Consider the following 18,617-nt stretch of genomic DNA (forward strand, 5'->3'; position numbering starts at 1 on the left):
TCACGCAATTTTTGCTGCTGCGTCTAAATCTAAATACCACTCCGTATCACCGTGAGATGACTGAATTTTAGCCGCTGGATAAGGAAGGTCTGCGGCTGGAGTGGTGTGAATTTCATGGACGATCTCGGTTTTACCTGAGCCAAGAACAAGGTAACTAATACGTTTGGCTGCCTCTAGGACTTTCGCCGTTTTAGAAACACGAAGCTGCCCCGATTCTGGATGAGACGCCACGAGTGATAGGTGCTCATCTTGGTAATCCGTGACATTTGGGAAGAGTGAAGCGGTATGCCCATCGGCACCGACACCCAGCAGAATCCAGTCAAAAACAGGGACTCCCTTTTTCACCGGAACGACTTGCGTCATTTCTTCGGCAAAACGTTTTGCTTCGGCATGGGGTTCATTTTCGCCTAAAATACGGTGGATGTTGTCAGAGGGAATGTCAATTTGGCTAAATAAAAGCGCGTTTGCTTCGCCATAGTTACTTTCGTCATCATCGGGAGCAACACAGCGTTCATCTCCCCACCAAAAATGCAAATTTTGCCACTGAATGGCAGTGGCATAAGGCGGAGAAGCCAGTAATTGAAACAGCATTTTAGGTGTGCTACCACCAGAAAGGGAAATATGTACGGGCTTGCCTTGCTCGCTGTACGTTTGTAAGTCCTTCGCTAAGGATTCCACAACCGCTTGTGCTGTTGGAAAAATCTTATTTTTTATCATAATTCGCAGTAATCCGTATCGGTTAAATTCTTACATGGGAAACGCCATTCTCGGCGATCTCGATGTAAAAGTTCGTAAGCTTCTTTTGGTCCCCACGTTCCGCAGGCATAACCATACAGTGATTGTGGATCTTGTTTAAAGTCCAAGATGGGTTGTACAAATTTCCAACAGGCTTCCACTGCATCGGTTCGTGCAAATAGTGTGGCATCACCATTGAGGGCATCAAGTAGTAAGCGTTCATAAGCGGTGAGCATTTTCTTTTCCGCCAGCGAGGTGTAGTGGAAGTCCATCGACACCTCTTTTGCTTTAAAGCCTGCTCCGGGTTCTTTCAAACCAAAGCTCATCTGAATGCCTTCATCAGGCTGAATCCGGATGATCAGTTTATTCTCTGGTGCGTTTTGTCCAAAGACTGGATGTGGTGTGCGTTTGAAATGAATCACCACTTCGGTGACGCGGGTAGGCAGGCGTTTACCTGAACGGACATAGAACGGGACACCATTCCAACGCCAGTTGTTGATAAACATCTTCAGCGCAACATACGTTTCGGTGCGTGAATCATCGGCCACTCCCGGCTCATTACGATAGCTGGGTAGAAATTGTCCGCGAACCTCAGACTCTGTGTATTGGCCGAGAACAAGGTTATTTCGAAGATCATGTTCAGAAAGCGGCTGTAAGCTTTGTAAGACTTTATTGACTTCATTACGAATCGAGTTGGCGTTAATCTCAGCAGGCGGTTCCATACTCATCATCGCCAGCACTTGGAGCAGATGGTTTTGGAACATATCACGGACTGCACCAGAGCCATCGTAATAACCCCCACGCTCCTCGACACCCAGAAATTCTGCGCCAGTAATTTCGACATAGTCAATAAAGTTACGATTCCATAGTGGTTCAAACATACCGTTGGCAAAGCGGAAAACCAGTAAGTTTTGAACCGTTTCTTTTCCTAAGTAGTGATCAATTCGGTAGATTTGGTGTTCAGAAAAGTGACGATGGATTTCGATATCCAGTGCTTGCGCGGATTTTAAATCATAGCCAAATGGTTTTTCGATAACTAGTCGTTTCCAGCCATCTTGCTCATTATTTAATCCGTGAGCAGCCAAGCAGCTAGGAATAACACCGTATAGGCTGGGCGGCGTTGCAAGATAAAACAGCGTATTACGTTGGGTTTGCTGGTATTGCTCTGCCAGTTGATCAAGGCGAGTAGAGAGCTTGGCATAATCATCAACATTTGAGGTGTCAATGGCTTGGTAGTGAAGGTGTTCACTGAAAGCATCAAGAATCGCGGGCTCGGTTTTTTCTAACTCTTGCAGTGAGCGTTTTAACTTCTCTCGATAAGTTTGATCGCTATATTCCGTTCGACTCACGCCTAAAATACTAAAGGATTCAGGCAGTTGTTTGCTTGCATATAAATGATATAAAGCAGGCACTAACTTACGATAGGTTAGATCTCCCGATGCACCAAAAATAACAATGCAACTGTTTTCAGGTATTACCATCATCTTTCCCTTAAAAACGAGGTATTCAGTATGCGCCAACCCTATCAGCGCAATACACAAATAAAAAGTAGCTTTTGACTATTAAGTTCATAGCCAAAACCGATAACCCGATCACATCGTGAGTGAAATGGCTATCGTTTCTCTGAAGAGTATTGTCTACGACAATTTGATATACATCAACTATTGATAACGCAATCGATTAAATCTTGAGTTATTGCTGGAGAGCAAAACGGGGGGCTACGATGCGCCTTTATCGCATTTTCATATGTCCTTCATATTTTTAATGTGTTGTTATTATTGATTTTTTTTAGATTTTTAACAGAAATAGCAGGATCGGTTATTTAAAACAGGTCGCGTAAATAAGTTTTGACACGTTGAATATGTTGATCAATATCCACTTGACTCTGCTGCGTTGTGTCGAGGAATTGAGAAGCATAACGCTGATAGATTTTTTGCTCTAAAAAGATCAAATAGAGTTTCGGATCGATATGACCGCTGGTCGCCATGTTTGTCATAATATCGATGGATTCGGCGAGGGTTTTGGCTTTTTTGTAAGGCCGATCGCTGGATGTCAGGGCTTCAAAAACATCAGCGATAGCCATGATACGGGCTGGGATGGACAATTGTTGTTCATTTAAGCCTCGAGGATAGCCTTTCCCATCCATACGCTCATGATGCCCACCTGCAATATCGGGCACATGTTTGAGATGTTCTGGATAGGGGAGGCGCTTGAGCATGAGGATGGTTTGGACAATATGGTCATTAATCATAAAACGTTCTTCATCATTGAGCGTACCTCGGCGGATGCATAGGTTGTATAGCTCACCCCGGTTATATCGTAGCGCACCCGGTTGTAGCACAAATTTTTCAGGCCAAACATCTTGAGGGGCTTGGCCCTTTTCCCATTGAATTTGATGAACCGCTTTATCGGCCAGTAAATTTTCCATGACGGGGAGAGAGGGGGTGTCCGTATGGCGTTTGGCTTCTAACCATGAAATCCCCAGTTGATCATCCAGCGTACGCTTCCATTGGCGCTGAGCGATCTGTTTTAAGCGAATGATCGCTTCATCATTCATACATTCAGAGCCAATGTTACATTGTGCGACAAAAGCAAAATCATCATCGAGGCTCTGTTGTTCGTTAACTCGCTGTGTTTCTAAGGCGATGGGGTCTCCTCCTTGAGCAATACCTTGCCAGTAATCAGCTTCCGCTTGGCATTTTAATAATTCAAATCGCATCCGTATTTCGTGGATTCGATCATAAATGGTTTCAAGTTTGGTGGCTTTATCGACGACGTATTCGGGGGTTGTGACTTTACCGCAATCGTGCATCCAAGCGGCGAGCATCAGCTCTTCCCACTGTTTAGACGATAAAGAAAAGTTTGGGAAATACTGGTTGTCTTGACTGGTGGCCTCAGCCAGCAGGCGGGTTAACTCTGGCACTCGCTGGCAGTGTCCGCCCGTATACGGTGACTTCGTATCAATGGCTGACGCGATAAGAGTGATAAAGGCATTCAACATCTCTTTTTGTTGCTGCATTTTATCAATATTATCTTTAGCAATTTCTGCAAAGCTGAGTACTTCTCGTAAAAAAGCGTGCTTGTCTGCTTGAGCTTTTGTGATGGCTCGTTCATAGCCTAAATTGAGTACACCAATAAGCTGGCGCGCTTGGTTTAGGAGGGGGAATAGATAAATGTCACTATTGTAGAGTTGTTCTCGATAAGCATGCAGTAGGTTATCTTGACGAGTGAGATGAACCGTTTCGCCTTGACGTAACTGAGCAAGTAACCAAGGGGTTTCTTGGATCAAGCGATTGATGTCAATTTTGAATGGAATAATGGCGTGGTTTGCGGCCGTAGTGAAGCACTGAGTTTCATTTGAATAAGTATAAAGCAAGATGGTTTCTGCCCGAGTCACGAGATAACTTTGGTGGGTAATGATCTTAGCGAGTGCATCAAAGTCTTGGTTTGAGGCGGTATCTCGTAATAAACGTAGTAAATCATGCAGCGTATGTTCCATCAATTCGATGGACTTTGTTAAATCGGCCACTTCTTTGATCGCACTTTTGGGGTAACGTGTTTTTTGAAAATCAAAGCGGGAGATATTGTCTGTTTGCACGACCAAAGTGGTCAGTGGTCTTGCTAACCGCTCAGCGACGAGCCAAACGATGATAAAGCATACTCCTAACAGCAATAAGGCAACGGACACTTGCCTGTCTCGCATTGAAAGTAGGGTGGCAAGAATATCGTTTTGTGGTGTCGCTTCTGCTAAAAAGAGATGAGTGTGAGGGTTGAGAGCCACAGGGGTTAGGGTGATGGACCAATCTTGATTTGCTGATTGGAGAGTTTCATACAGTGTTTGATGGCTTATTCGATGAGCGACTGAGGCAAAGATGCCTTTTTTCAACTTTTCGTTGATGGTGGCTTGATCATCGTCTAGATGCAAGGTGGTATTGTGCTGTGCCAATAGGCGAAATTTTTGATCGAAGAGAGCCAGTTTGGTGTTATCCGAAAACCCTATTCGAGATAACTGCTGAGAGAGTGAATCTAAAGTAAAGTCAGCCCCAACGACTTTTGTTCCATCGGCGGAGCGACGAGAAAGCGTAATACCGTGAGTGTGTAAAAAATAGAAAAAATAAGGGTCAGTTAAACGAATTTTTCCATCTGGCTGAGCGCTTTCATACCAAGGCCGAATACGGGGGTCAAAAGTATTATCCTGTGTTTCTTTAAAATCAATTACTTGTAGTTTTTCATTAAGGAAGCTCACCTTACTTCTTCCATCAATATGTGTATCGTTCACATACAATATGGCGTGATCGGGTGCCTGAAAGCGATGTTTAGCTTCCTCCGTAAAAAGCGGGCGAATCTGTGTGAAATCGCCATTATCACTGCCGTAATAAAGCGCGACTAAATCTTGGTTTCGTTCAAATACCAATTGTAATGAGGCTAACCAGCGAGCATCTTCGCTTGCTGGGCTTGGGTTATCAATAAATCGGCTGTAGGCAAGAAAATCTAAAGTGGCGAGAATTGGGGCGCTATTTTGTTGAAAGGCATTTTCTAATTTTTTGCTATTTTCATGGCTGATTGATTTTGCACTTGTCGTTAGCAAACGTTGTGAATGCTGATAACTGATAGCAATAAGGGCGACACCAATAAACGTCACCAGAACCAAAAATAAGGTACTAATTTGAATGCTCAACGGGTAGTAACGCCTAATCATAAACTTATCCTTAGCCATGCGGTAAATTAAGTATTGTTCATCATGAGTAACTTGCAAAAAAATTAGTAAATTGTGTGAGTTAACAAAGTATTTACTGCAAAATCGTTTCGGTTTTGGCTATGAAAAATGAAGAAGCATTGGTTATACCAATGATTTTAACTTGCTTGAACGTAATCCTGTATTGGTAACCTTATGGTGCGGCTGGTAAACTGAGCGCTGTTTGTACAGAGGAGAGGAAAATGAGGCTTACTGTTGATACTCACACGCATACTTATGCGAGTGGCCATGCCTATAGTACGTTGATTGAAAATGCTAAAGCAGCAAATGATAACGGGTTAGCTATGTTTTGTACGACCGATCACGCTGAGTCTATGCCTGGCGCCCCTCATTATTGGTTTTTTGCGAATCAGAGAATTTTACCTCGCTTTTTGCACAATGTTGCAGTCATCCGAGGCGTTGAATCAAACATTCTTAATACGCAAGGCGAGGTCGACCTTCACCCTTCTGTTGATCAACATTTAGATTGGATTATCGCCAGTTTTCATGAGCCTGTTTTTTCACCGAGTACGAAAGCCGAGCATACTCAAGCACTCATCAACACGATAGAAAGTGGCCGAGTGGATGCATTAGGGCATTTAGGTAACCCCAACTTTGATTTTGATTTTGATACTGTGGTCGGTTGTGCGGCGGAGCATAATGTCGCAATCGAAATTAATAACAGCACTCTAAAAGGGCACAGCCGAGTGGGCAGTGTCGAACGCTGCTATCAAATTGCTGAAGTTGCGAAAGCGGCCGGAGCCTGGATAACGACAGGGAGTGATGCTCATTTTTGCCAAGATGTGGGTAATTTAACTCTGGCGAGTGAGTTATTAGATAAAGTGGGGGCTGAGCCATTCCGAGTGATCACTCATAGCCCGCAGCAATTTTTGGCGTTTCTTGCATTAAGAGGGCGTCAGCCGATTTTTGAATATCAATCTATATCGTAGGGTGGATAGCCAGCATTGTATTTTCTCCCCATCCCCAATGAGAATATTAGGATAATAACAACACCACAAAAGGAAGCCATACAATGAAAAAACGTTTATTGCTGAGTGCCGGATTATTATTTGCTGTCGGGCAGGGATTCGCCGCAGATATGGATATGAAACAGCTGATGCAGCAGATGAAGCTGGAATTTAAGAGTGCAGCAGAAGCTCAAAGTGTCGAGGCGATGCAAGAGCCTATTACACAGTTGAGTTGGTTGGTTGCTCAAGCCAAACAGGCACCATATCCACCAGAAAGAGCGGATATTTACCAAGAAGGTTTTAATAAGCTGACAGTGACACTAAATAAAGCGACGAATGAGTTGGCAAGTGGTGAGTTTGACGCAGCCAAACTCACACTCAAAGAGGTGGATGAACTGCGCATTGAATACCATGAGAAGAAAAAGCCAAGTCTTTGGCAGCGTCTCTTTGGTTAATTGATAATTAAGGGATTCCGATTGATGCCCAAGTTGCTCTTGGGCATGGTTGACTACATTGGCCGGGCCTCTAATTTCGGTTTGAGATGCTGCAAAATGAAATCAATAAAGACGCGTAATCGAGTAGGCATATATTTGGTTTGAGCATATTGCATCGCAATGGCACCGTGGTAATTACTTTTAATCGTCCAATCTTGCAGCAGTTGGACGACTTTCCCTTCTGCTAAGGCATCTTGCACGACAAAGTCATGGAAAATACCAATCCCTAAACCGCTTTTTACCGCATTTAAACGCATTTGAGAATGATTGACAGCATAGCGGCCAGTAACGGGCACGGTATGAAATTCATCTTCTTTCAGAAAATCCCAGATATGATCACGTTCAGTTTCTGCCAGATATAAGCAATCGTGGTGAATCAATTCCGTCGGGTGGTGAGGCATGCCCCGTTCTTTTATATATGCAGGGCTAGCGCACAGGACTAAATTCGTTTTACACAGTTCTCGTAGTACTAAATTCTCATCAGGCTTATCGGTGAGTTTAAAAGCTACGTCTATATTATGGCGGAACAGATCAATTTCCCCATCTACAACCCGTAATTTGAGTTGGATTTGAGGATATTGTTTAAGAAAGGGAATAACGAACGGCTGCAATACGGAGTTAAGGAATGCTTCTGGTGCAGCAACGGTTAAAGATCCGGCCGGTTCGGTGTGATCCGCATTGGAAAGTTCAAAGGCTTGTTGAGCCGCATTGACCATGACTAAGCATTGATCATAAACCCGTTGTCCTGCTTGAGTAATCACGAGTTTTCGAGTTGTTCTTTCAAATAGCTTCACCGAAAGCGCCAGCTCAAGGCGTGTAATTAATTTGCTTAAAGCCGATGGTGTGACTCCAAGTTTATGTGCCGCGGCAGTAAAACTGCCTTCATTGACCACTAAAATAAAAGTGGCTAAGTCTGGGAGTAGGCTGATGAGTTTGGTGTTAAGCATAATGGTTGTGCTTACTCTTATTAATTGCCAATAGGAGTTTATGAAAATCCATTGATAGGTAAGTTGTATTACCGAGTAATCATCTTTCTCATCAATGGGGCTTTGCTTTTAGCGTGTCGCCACGTTTTCTTTGTTGAGAAACAGGATTATATGGGCGATCTCTTTTTGTATTTTATCGTAAGTCATGCGGTTAATACGACAAAAGAGTGTTATTTTGGCAGATTAATAACCAATCAGTCTCTGTGTATCATTTTTAATATTCACTTTTGTGATCTGTGCCAAGGATAATTAATTTGAATTATTTATGGCTAAGTGCCCTATTAATATAAATAAAAAATATTCTGTGATTAAAGAAACAGTTTAGAGATTCGTGAATCAATCAATAACGTTTCTTCCTATTTTCTTTACCTATTTTATGCTTCAGGCTCATTTTTTATCTTTTCTTTTTTATTCGATAAATAAATATATCTGTGATTTAAATTCACAAATGATTTTCCGTAACCCACGATAATTCTCTGACTACACTTCAATTACACTGATTAATGATCCCATCATTCTGAGCTAATGAAGTAGCGAGTTTTACAGTGTAAATGGGCCGTTTACGTTACTGGTTTTATACCGCGAACGAACAAGAAGATGAAGAAGGAAAGAGCAATGTCTTGTGATTTTTATCAGCAGATACGTCAGCAGCTTGCTGAAGTAAAAGCGGAAGGATTATATAAAGCTGAACGTGTGATTACGTCACAGCAGCAGGCTGCAGTGAGGATTTCTACCGGTGAAGAAGTGCTTAACTTTTGTGCCAACAATTATTTAGGGCTTGCCAACCACCCACAACTGATTGAGGCTGCAAAGAGTGGGATGGATGAGCATGGGTTTGGTATGGCATCGGTCCGTTTTATTTGTGGAACACAAGATATCCATAAACAGTTGGAACAAAAACTGTCTGCCTTTTTAGGTAAAGAAGACACCATTCTTTACACTTCCTGTTTTGATGCCAATACTGGACTGTTTGAAACCTTATTAGAGAAAGAAGATGCCATCATTTCTGATGCTCTGAATCATGCTTCGATCATCGATGGTGTTCGTTTGTGTAAAGCAATGCGTTTTCGTTATAACAATAACAACATGCAAGAACTCGAACAGAGATTGATTGATGCGGATAAAGCGGGAGCCCGCCACAAGCTGATTGTGACTGATGGCGTATTCTCAATGGATGGCGTGGTGGCCAATTTACCTGAGATTTGTGATTTAGCCGATCAATACAATGCATTGGTCATGGTGGATGATTCGCACGCCGTCGGTTTTATGGGGGAAAATGGTCGCGGTACTCATGAATATCACAATGTGATTGATCGCATTGATATTATTACCGGCACGCTGGGTAAAGCGATGGGAGGGGCATCGGGCGGTTATACGGCAGGTAAAAAGGAGGTGATTGATTGGCTACGTCAACGCTCTCGGCCATATTTGTTTTCGAATTCGGTTGCTCCTGCGATCGTTGCCGCTTCGCTTCAGGTACTTGATCTCTTACAAGAAAGTCGTGAATTACGTACCCATTTGTGGGATAACGTCGCGCATTTCCGTACTCGTATGGCAGCGGCCGGATTTACGTTAGCAGGGGCTGATCATGCCATTATTCCTATTATGTTGGGAGAGGCAAAAGTCGCCGCAGAATTTGCTGAGCGAGCATTAGCAAAAGGTATTTATGTGGTTGGTTTTTCATTCCCTGTGGTACCGAAAGGGCAGGCACGTATTCGTACGCAAATGTCAGCGGCCCATAGCCGAGAACAACTTGATCAAGCGATTGATGTATTTATTGAAGTTGGGCAAGAGATGGGGCTAATCCAATGAAAATTAAAGCACTCTCGAAATTAACATCAGAGCCAGGTATCTGGATGACCGAGGTAGAAATGCCAGAACTTGGTCATAACGATCTGCTGATCAAAATTAAGAAAACTGCAATTTGTGGTACAGATGTACATATCTATAATTGGGATGAATGGTCTCAGAAAACCATTCCAGTGCCGATGGTCGTTGGGCATGAATATGTCGGAGAAGTTGTTGGGATGGGGCAAGAGGTACGAGGCTTCTCAATCGGTGATCGCGTTTCTGGTGAAGGACACATTACTTGTGGACATTGCCGTAATTGCCGTGGTGGGCGAACGCATCTATGCCGTAATACGATCGGTGTCGGTGTGAATCGTACTGGGGCGTTTTCAGAATATTTAGTGATTCCTGCTTTTAATGCTTTTAAAATTCCAGCGGATATTTCTGATGATCTGGCGGCCATTTTTGACCCATTTGGTAATGCCGTTCACACGGCCTTATCATTTGATTTAGTCGGGGAAGATGTCTTGATCACTGGAGCTGGCCCTATCGGGATAATGGCCGCTGCAGTAGCAAAGCATGTTGGAGCTCGTCACGTTGTCATCACCGATGTGAACGAATACCGCTTAGATTTAGCTCGTCAAATGGGAGTGACCCGTGCGGTTAATGTCGCGGAGCAGAGTTTAGAATCGATCATGGATGAATTAGACATGGCAGAAGGTTTCGATGTTGGCCTAGAAATGTCGGGTGTACCTAATGCGTTTCGTTCTATGCTCAAAACCATGAACCACGGTGGACGTATTGCATTATTAGGCATTCCACCTTCTGATATGGCGATAGACTGGAACCAAGTGATTTTTAAAGGATTAGTGATCAAAGGCATTTATGGCCGTGAAATGTTCGAAACTTGGTACAAGATGGCAAGCTTGATTCAATCTGGCCTAGATTTAACGCCAATCATCACCCATCACTTCAAAGTAGACGACTTCCAAAAAGGCTTCGATGCTATGCGCAGTGGAGCTTCTGGTAAAGTGATATTGGATTGGCAATAAAGTAACGAATAGCATTTCGCAATGCATAATAGAGAAGGTAGCCAACAGCAGGCTACCTTCTCTATTATGGAAAAGGTGTTGAATAAGTACGTTGGTTTGAGCTACTTTCAAAACAACTTTTATCCCATTCCGTTAAGTTATCCGTAATTTTCCCAACCAAAGGGAGTAAGCGCCACGCTTCTTGCTCTTTAAAGGGATGATTAGTGATTACAGCAAATCCTGCAACACAGCAACGCCCCCCTTTCGCTCGGATAAATTGTGCAATAGAGCTGACCGCTTCTTCGCTATAAGATTCAATTTTGTAGAGATGACCCATACTTTTTCCTTCTTCGTCCAATTATCAAGCATACATAGCGAGATAAATCGACTATTTGTTCCCATCTATAAGGGCATATTTCATGCCAGTTTATATAATTTGAGACAATATGAATCATAGGTAGATCCATCATTAAGGCGAGGAACAATCTTAAATCGCCAATTTTAGCGGATTTAGTATGGTTAATGTAATGTTATTGATTGGTTATTTTATGTGTGTATTTTATCGATAAGAATTATTACTCTTGTTGATTAACATTTGGATTTGTTTATTACCTCTTACCCCGCTATAACCCACTTCCTTTACATCAATAAGTGAACACCATGACATTAGATTCGTTACTTGACGCGATTGCTGAGCAAGGCTGGTATGTTTGGGAAGATTTTCTTACGTCAGATCAGGTTCGTGACTTAAAATCTTGTCTGCCTAGGGCTTGGCAGCGTGCTCGAATTGGTCGTCAAGAAGAAGCTCAGCATGTTGTTGATATTCGTAGTGATAAGATTCACTGGCTGTATCCTGGGATGGGCTTATCTGTGCAAGGTTATTTAGAACGAATGGAGCAGATACGTCAGCAAGTGAATCAAGTATTTTTCTTGGGATTATTTGAATATGAAGCGCATTTTGCCAAATATGAAGCGGGGGATTTTTATAGAAAACACCTTGATGCATTTAGAGGCAATGAAAGCCGTAAGCTAACGACGGTGCTTTACCTTAATGAGCAGTGGAGTGAAGCGGATGGAGGATCGCTAGCACTTTATGATCTTAATGATCAATGGGTGGAAACCATTGCCCCCATCTCCGGTCGTTTAGTTGTCTTTTTATCAGAACGATTCCCCCATGAAGTATTACCCACTCAAGCTGAACGTATCAGTATTGCAGGCTGGTTTAGAACGAATGGGGTGACGGAAAATAAGCTGGATATTGCACATTAGTATGAGTCACAGTTTACCTAAAGCTGTGAGGTATTGGGCTATTCCTGACCGTTGAGATAATCATTTTGCAAGATATACATCCGTTTAACGTCGCGGTAACGTCCGTTAATAAAGAACTCTTGTACTAGATGGCCTTCTTCAATAAAACCACACATTTCATATAGATGGACTGCTTTCTCATTTTCGATGGCAACATGTAGATAGATTTTGTGTAGGTTGAGGATAGTAAATGAATAATCGAGTGCTCGATTAATCAAGGTACGGGCGTAGCCTTTGCCTTGGTGCTCTGGGGTAATGATAATTTGAAATTCTGCGCTACGGTGAATGTAGTTAATTTCGATTAATTCGACTAATCCGATCAATTCTTTTTGGGCATTCTCAACCACAAAACGTCGTTCAGCGTTATCATGAATGTGCTTGTTATAAAGTTCCTCTAGTTCATCAAATGATTCATAAGGTTCTTCAAACCAGTAGGACATGATATTACGGTTATTGTTGAGATTGTGGATAAAGCGTAAATCGCCGCGCTCTAAAGCTCTAAGCGCTAATTGGTGTTTCATAAAGCCTCTATTCTTCTTTTTTGGAGAGTTTACTTTACTGCGGATGAGGGGGTTTGGCGAGCGGTGTCTCCGATTTTGTTTATGGTATTTTTTGTGGGCGAACATGAAACATCCCCCTGACACTGCTTGAATGAGGGGGATGGAAATTTGAGTGAAATGGTACACTTAGCGAGAAATAACGACGCCTTTTTCTTGATGTAGACGTTGGCAAGCACGGCCATCGCTGTGGAATAGGTGACAACGATGAGCAGGCAGACCGATGGTTAAGGTATCACCAACTTCAATATCTAAAGTGTCTGGTTGGCGGTAGATAATGTCTGAATCTGAACCTTTCACATTCATATAAACTTGGGTTTCATTGCCAAGTTTTTCAACAATCATGACCTTGCCTTCAATCTGTGCATCACCCTCTTCGGCTTGCAGTAAATGCTCAGGGCGAACGCCTAATGACATCCGTGAGCCTTTTTCTACTGTAGTTCCATCGACGGGAATCCAGAACGTAAATCCATTAGACAGTTTGACTTTAACTTGATCTTTCTCGGCTTCTTCAATCGTGACACTCATGAAGTTCATTTTTGGAGAACCGATAAATCCGGCCACAAAACGGTTTTGTGGGTAGTGATACAGCTCCAGAGGTTTGCCTATCTGTGACACAAACCCAGCGTCGAGAACCACGATTTTATCGGCCATGGTCATGGCTTCGACTTGGTCGTGTGTAACGTAGATCATTGTACAACCCAGCTTACGCTGTAGTTTGGTTATTTCTGAACGCATCTGCACACGGAGTGCTGCATCAAGGTTTGATAAAGGTTCATCAAGCAAGAAAACATTAGGTTGGGAGACTAAGGTTCGACCAATCGCTACGCGTTGACGTTGCCCCCCAGAAAGTGCTTTAGGTTGACGATCCAGCAGATGGCTAAGCTGTAAAATATCCGCCGCGTGTTCAACACGCTTACTGATCTCTTCTTTATTTGCTTTGGCCAGTTTTAAGCCAAAAGACATGTTGTCATGTAAGTTAAGGTGTGGATAAAGTGCGTAAGATTGGAACACCATACCTACGCCACGTTTGGACGGTTCAACATCATTCATCCGTTTATCACCGATATACAGATCACCGGATGTGATGTCTTCAAGGCCAGCAATACAACGTAGCAATGTTGATTTACCGCAGCCTGATGGGCCGACGAATACGACAAATTCGCCTTCTTTAATTTCCAAATCGACATTTTTAGAAATTAATACATCGCCATAAGCTTTACATACATTTTTTAACGTGACATTCGCCATCTAGCTCGTCCTCGATCAAGATTTTTTAATGATTACTGCCCATCATTATATGAATTATGTCACAGGCAATAACAGCAGGAATTTTTGTTAAGGTGAATCATCTCTCATGGTGATGTCTGTGATTCAGCGGCTATGCCGGGTTACCTTTAACTTGTGAGTAAGAAAAGAAAGGGTGATGTCCACAAACAAAAGGTCTGTAGAAAGCATCACCCATCAAAGCCAAGAATCAGTTTGCCTCCCCCGGCATGAATGAGCGTCTCCCCCGTACAATAATTACCACGAACGCTCAATTTATGACAGCAAACCAATTTGGCAATGCAAGCCAGTACCGTTTTGAATACTGGAAAGGGTTCTTACCATCCACTCTTGGATGTGCTTAGTTTCCCTAAAGCCAAGCAGTATCACATCCTCCTAATCATTTTTTTTGCAGGGGGAGTAGCGAAGGAGGAGGAGGAGGTGCTTAAAAAACACCAAGTTAGATCTAGTTCAAATTATTGAGTAAGGCGAAGTTGAACTCGATCACAGTCAGAGATTTTTTTGTGATCTATATCTCCAACTGTAGAGGATGTAGATCACGAAAATAGGTCATAATACCAAGGGCGTAGGGAGGAGGAGGATGAGGTCACTCCGTTTTTTACCGATGATATATGGCGAAATACGGCATAACCTCGATTCGGTGAGCCCTACAACACAAATAAAAGGATATGAATATGAAAAATGCCCTAAGCACCGTCGCGCTAAGTACTTTGGTTGCGCTTGGCTCATTTGGTGCAAACGCTGCTATTCAAGAAGGACAACTGACCATCTGGATCAATGGTGACAAAGGTTACAATGGTCTTGCTGAAGTGGGTAAAAAATTTGAAGCGGAGACTGGTATTAAGGTGACAGTGGCTCACCCTGATGGCCTACAAGACCGTTTCCCACAAACCGCAGCAACAGGTGATGGTCCAGATATCGTGTTTTGGGCTCATGACCGTTTTGGTGGTTATGCAGAAGCAGGCTTGTTAGCAGAAATTAAACCTTCACAGCGTATTCAAGAAGGTATTGTCGATTTTGCATGGGATGCTGTGAAATATAATGGCAAAGTGATCGGCTATCCTGTTGCGGTTGAGTCTCTATCACTGATTTACAACAAAGATCTTGTACCAAACCCACCAAAAAGCTGGGAAGAAGTGGCTGAGCTTGATGCTAAGCTGAAAAAAGATGGCAAGTCAGCCATTATGTGGAACCTGAAAGAACCGTACTTCACTTGGCCAATCATGGCGGCAGATGGTGGTTATGCGTTTAAATATACTGGCGCAGGTTATGACATTAAAGACGCCGGCATTGCGAAACAAGGCGTAAAAGACGCCATGAACTTTGTGAAAGGATTAGTTGATAAAGGCGTGATTTCCGCTGATATGGACTATTCTGTTTCTGAAGCTGAATTCAACAAAGGCAACACGGCGATGACCATCAATGGTCCTTGGTCTTGGAATAACATCGAACGTTCAGGTATCAACTATGGTGTGACAACACTACCTAAATTTAATGGTAAGTCATCTAAGCCATTTGTTGGTGTACTAACGGCGGGTATCAGTACTGCATCACCAAACCGAGATCTTGCGGTTGAGTTTATTGAGAACTACCTGTTGACAAATGACGGCCTACGTATGGTGGATAACGATAAACCATTAGGTGCTGTAGCGTTAAACTCTTTCCAACGTGAGCTTGATTCTGATGAACGTATTGCTGCGACCATGGATAACGCAATGAACGGCGAAATCATGCCAAACATCCCACAAATGAACGCATTCTGGGGTGCTGCGAAGAGTGCAATCATTAACGTTGTTGATGGACGTCAAACCGTAGACGCAGCTCTTGCGGATGCGGAAAAGCAAATGACTCGCTAAGCATTACGAGTTACTAATATAGTGTTACTTTTTTGAGGAGAGGGTAACCTCTCCTTACTTTCCCAGTTTTCAATTCGCTAGCAGGTTGTAATATGCAGTCAATTCAAGATACAAAGGCTATGCCAGTTTCAGCCAAGACACGACCAGTCAGCAAGGGTGCTTTTATTAAATGGGCCATTTTAGGCGCAGTAGGTATCGTGAATGGCTACGCAACGATTCTAATGTATTCACGCGGTGAGCTTGCGTTTGCATTGCTTACGATGCTTCTCACTGTTTTAGCCTTATATATTTTTGGTAGTAAGAGAACTTACGCTCATCGTTATATTTACCCAGGGGTGGCAGGAATGATCCTGTTTATCCTATTTCCGCTCGCTTACACGGTTAACTTAGCATTCACGAACTACAGTGCTAAAAACCAGCTTTCTCTTGAAAGGGCGCAAACGGTATTGCTTAGCCAATCTTATCAAAGTGGTGAAAGCTATCCATTCACACTGCATCGTGCTGAAGATGGATATCGCATTGCTATAAAAGATGGCGATATTTTGTATACCACAGAAAGCTTTTCTTTATCAGACGATATTCCTTCTGAGCTGGCCCTTGAGCCTGTTGATCGCGTCATCGGTGAGCCTGAACCGATTAAGACGATTGTTGGAAATCGTGCTGCATTATCGGCAATTGATCTTCATTTCCCATCAGGAGCCGATATCCGCATGAGTGGACTGCGTCAATTTGCAGCGGTTGTACCATTGTATGCCTTGCAAGAGGATGGCGAAACGCTCCTCAACAATAGAACGGGCGAACTGCTTCGTCCGAATATGGACGTGGGTTTCTATCAAGCGATTAATGAACAAGGTCAGTTTGTCGGTGACAGTGTTTCCCCTGGTTTTATCGTTTCTATTGGTGCACATAACTTTGAACGTGTATGGAAAGATGATGGCATTAAAGAGCCGTTTATTAGCATCTTTATCTGGACGGTTGTATTCTCTGTACTATCGGTTGCTTTTACTTTAATTATTGGCTTAGTACTGGCCAGTGTGGTTCAGTGGGAAGCATTAAAAGGTCGGGCTATTTATCGTGTGCTGCTGATCCTTCCTTATGCGGTTCCTGCGTTTATATCAATCCTAATCTTTAAAGGTTTGTTTAACCAAAGCTTTGGTGAAATCAATATGGTACTGCAAGGTATCTTTGGCCTTAGCCCAGCTTGGTTCTCTGATCCATTCTTAGCGAAATGTATGGTACTTATCGTCAATACTTGGCTTGGTTTCCCTTATATGATGATTTTATGTATGGGGCTACTCAAAGCGATTCCAGATGATTTGTATGAGGCATCCGCCATTGATGGTGCCAACTTTGTACATAACTTTACGCGTATTACTCTGCCGTTAATGATTAAGCCATTAACCCCGTTATTAATTGCCAGTTTTGCTTTTAACTTCAATAACTTTGTAATGATTCAGCTATTAACCGGCGGTGGCCCAAATATGATTGGTACATCGGAGCCTGCGGGTTATACCGACTTGTTAGTTAGCTACACATACCGTATTGCGTTTGAAGGTGCAGGTGGTCAGGACTTTGGTCTAGCCAGTGCGATTGCAACCTTAATCTTCTTACTGGTGGGAGCATTAGCGCTACTCAACTTACGCTTTACCAAAGTATCTCAGAACTAAATAGGAGCGACGATTATGGCTATGGTTCAAGGAAAATCGCTCAAATACCGTGTTTGGGCTTCACATCTCGCGTTATGGGCATTCTTAGCATTGATTATTTTCCCATTGTTAATGGTCATTGCTATCTCTTTCCGTGAAGGTAACTTTGCAACAGGCAGCCTGATTCCAGAAAGACCATCGTTGGAACACTGGAAACTGGCATTAGGCATCGCGGTCACGAATGCGGATGGCACCGTCACACCACCTCCATTCCCTGTGTTGACTTGGTTATGGAACTCCGTGAAAGTGGCTTCGATTTCATCCATCTTTATCGTGTGTCTATCAACGACATCAGCGTATGCTTTTGCACGTATGCGTTTTAAAGGCAAAGATACCATCTTAAAAGCGATGATGATTTTCCAAATGTTCCCAGCAGTGCTGGCACTTGTCGCCATCTATGCACTGTTTGATAAACTTGGACAATATATTCCATTCTTAGGGCTAAATACTCACGGTGGTTTGATCTTTGCTTATCTTGGTGGGATTGCTCTGCACGTATGGACAATCAAAGGTTATTTCGAAACGATTGATAATTCCTTAGAGGAAGCGGCGGCACTGGATGGAGCTACACCTTGGCAAGCATTTAGATTAGTTTTGTTGCCACTGTCTGTGCCAATTTTAGCGGTGGTCTTTATCTTGTCATTTATCATGGTGGTAGGTGAAGTTCCGGTGGCATCATTACTACTTTCTGATGTAGAATCGTACACACTTGCGGTTGGTATGCAGCAATACCTCTACCCTCAGAACTATTTGTGGGGTGACTTTGCAGCAGCAGCAGTGCTGTCAGCATTACCAATCACTGCCGTATTTTTACTTGCACAACGTTGGCTTGTCGGAGGACTTACCGCTGGCGGAGTGAAAGGATAATAACGATAAAGGCGGCCCACAAGGTCGCCTATTTTGTTCTCTCTTAACACTTTTGGTTTGGCCGCCGATCAGTTAAGAGTGCACAAGCTTCTGGCGTTACGCATAGCTGGCTGTTAGTTCTATTCCTTACTTGCTAAATGGCTAACAGTTCCTTGTAACCAAAACCTGAGCATTGCTCAGGTTTTTTTATGTCGATGAGAACAGATGATGTTCGCCACAGGCCTTTACTTCTTCACAGGAAGGAAAAGCCTGCATAGCATAGTTGTTAGTAGCGAAGAAGAAAGAGGAAGCGAAGTAGA

The 18,617-nt window shown here is 43.1% G+C and carries 15 protein-coding genes; 8 read left to right on the forward strand and 7 right to left on the reverse strand.

What is annotated here, in order from left to right; all coding sequences use genetic code 11:
• The 3 genes from pgl to EXA13_RS04645 form a co-directional block, all read right to left on the reverse strand.
• Nucleotides 1–717 (reverse strand): 6-phosphogluconolactonase, encoded by a 717-nt coding sequence (gene pgl, locus EXA13_RS04635; protein ID WP_238132115.1) that lies wholly within the window; start codon nt 715–717, stop codon nt 1–3.
• Entirely contained in the window at nt 714–2,216 is a 1,503-nt protein-coding gene (gene zwf, locus EXA13_RS04640; RefSeq protein ID WP_238132194.1) for a glucose-6-phosphate dehydrogenase, read from the reverse strand. The genes pgl and zwf overlap by 4 nt, the downstream gene beginning before the upstream one ends.
• A 341-nt stretch (nt 2,217–2,557) precedes the next feature.
• Entirely contained in the window at nt 2,558–5,434 is a 2,877-nt protein-coding gene (locus EXA13_RS04645) for an HD domain-containing phosphohydrolase (RefSeq protein ID WP_238132116.1), read from the reverse strand.
• 239 nt (nt 5,435–5,673) lie between these two features.
• Here EXA13_RS04645 and EXA13_RS04650 point away from each other — a divergent pair, with 239 nt between their 5' ends.
• Both EXA13_RS04650 and EXA13_RS04655 read left to right on the forward strand, forming a co-directional pair.
• A complete protein-coding gene (locus EXA13_RS04650; RefSeq protein ID WP_238132117.1) occupies nt 5,674–6,420 on the forward strand; it encodes a phosphatase in 747 nt (248 codons plus the stop codon).
• An 83-nt stretch (nt 6,421–6,503) separates the two neighbouring features.
• Nucleotides 6,504–6,893, forward strand: a complete 390-nt coding sequence (locus EXA13_RS04655) for a cytochrome b562 (protein ID WP_238132118.1) — start codon at nt 6,504–6,506, stop codon at nt 6,891–6,893.
• Between the two features lie 53 nt (nt 6,894–6,946).
• Here the strand turns inward: EXA13_RS04655 and EXA13_RS04660 are convergent, their stop codons facing one another.
• Nucleotides 6,947–7,879, reverse strand: a complete 933-nt coding sequence (locus EXA13_RS04660; RefSeq protein WP_238132119.1) for a LysR family transcriptional regulator — start codon at nt 7,877–7,879, stop codon at nt 6,947–6,949.
• 654 nt (nt 7,880–8,533) lie between these two features.
• On the opposite strand from EXA13_RS04660, the gene EXA13_RS04665 reads away from it, so the two are divergent.
• Nucleotides 8,534–9,730: a glycine C-acetyltransferase gene (locus EXA13_RS04665; RefSeq protein ID WP_238132120.1), complete on the forward strand. Its 1,197-nt coding sequence runs from the start codon at nt 8,534–8,536 to the stop codon at nt 9,728–9,730.
• Nucleotides 9,727–10,758 (forward strand): L-threonine 3-dehydrogenase, encoded by a 1,032-nt coding sequence (tdh, locus tag EXA13_RS04670; RefSeq protein ID WP_238132121.1) that lies wholly within the window; start codon nt 9,727–9,729, stop codon nt 10,756–10,758. Before EXA13_RS04665 ends, tdh begins: the two co-directional genes overlap by 4 nt.
• A 64-nt stretch (nt 10,759–10,822) precedes the next feature.
• Here the strand turns inward: tdh and EXA13_RS04675 are convergent, their stop codons facing one another.
• Entirely contained in the window at nt 10,823–11,074 is a 252-nt protein-coding gene (locus tag EXA13_RS04675; protein ID WP_238132122.1) for a hypothetical protein, read from the reverse strand.
• Nucleotides 11,075–11,397: 323 nt separating this feature from the next.
• Here EXA13_RS04675 and EXA13_RS04680 point away from each other — a divergent pair, with 323 nt between their 5' ends.
• On the forward strand, nt 11,398–12,006 hold the full coding sequence (locus tag EXA13_RS04680; RefSeq protein WP_238132123.1) for a 2OG-Fe(II) oxygenase: 609 nt from the start codon (nt 11,398–11,400) through the stop codon (nt 12,004–12,006).
• A 38-nt stretch (nt 12,007–12,044) separates the two neighbouring features.
• Here EXA13_RS04680 and speG read toward each other — a convergent pair whose 3' ends face one another.
• Together speG and malK are read right to left on the reverse strand one after the other, a co-directional pair.
• A complete protein-coding gene (gene speG / locus EXA13_RS04685; RefSeq protein ID WP_238132124.1) occupies nt 12,045–12,566 on the reverse strand; it encodes a spermidine N1-acetyltransferase in 522 nt (173 codons plus the stop codon).
• Between the two features lie 165 nt (nt 12,567–12,731).
• A complete protein-coding gene (gene malK / locus EXA13_RS04690) occupies nt 12,732–13,853 on the reverse strand; it encodes a maltose/maltodextrin ABC transporter ATP-binding protein MalK (protein ID WP_238132125.1) in 1,122 nt (373 codons plus the stop codon).
• 710 nt (nt 13,854–14,563) lie between these two features.
• Here malK and malE point away from each other — a divergent pair.
• From malE to malG, 3 genes are all read left to right on the forward strand, one after another.
• Nucleotides 14,564–15,745: a maltose/maltodextrin ABC transporter substrate-binding protein MalE gene (gene malE, locus EXA13_RS04695; RefSeq protein WP_238132126.1), complete on the forward strand. Its 1,182-nt coding sequence runs from the start codon at nt 14,564–14,566 to the stop codon at nt 15,743–15,745.
• A gap of 92 nt (nt 15,746–15,837) precedes the next feature.
• Entirely contained in the window at nt 15,838–17,412 is a 1,575-nt protein-coding gene (malF, locus tag EXA13_RS04700) for a maltose ABC transporter permease MalF (protein WP_238132127.1), read from the forward strand.
• A 15-nt stretch (nt 17,413–17,427) separates the two neighbouring features.
• On the forward strand, nt 17,428–18,318 hold the full coding sequence (gene malG / locus EXA13_RS04705) for a maltose ABC transporter permease MalG (protein ID WP_161428242.1): 891 nt from the start codon (nt 17,428–17,430) through the stop codon (nt 18,316–18,318).
• Nucleotides 18,319–18,617 lie beyond the last annotated feature (299 nt).

Origin of the sequence: Vibrio cincinnatiensis, from assembly GCF_022113815.1 — a bacterium.
Lineage (GTDB): Bacteria > Pseudomonadota > Gammaproteobacteria > Enterobacterales > Vibrionaceae > Vibrio > Vibrio cincinnatiensis_A.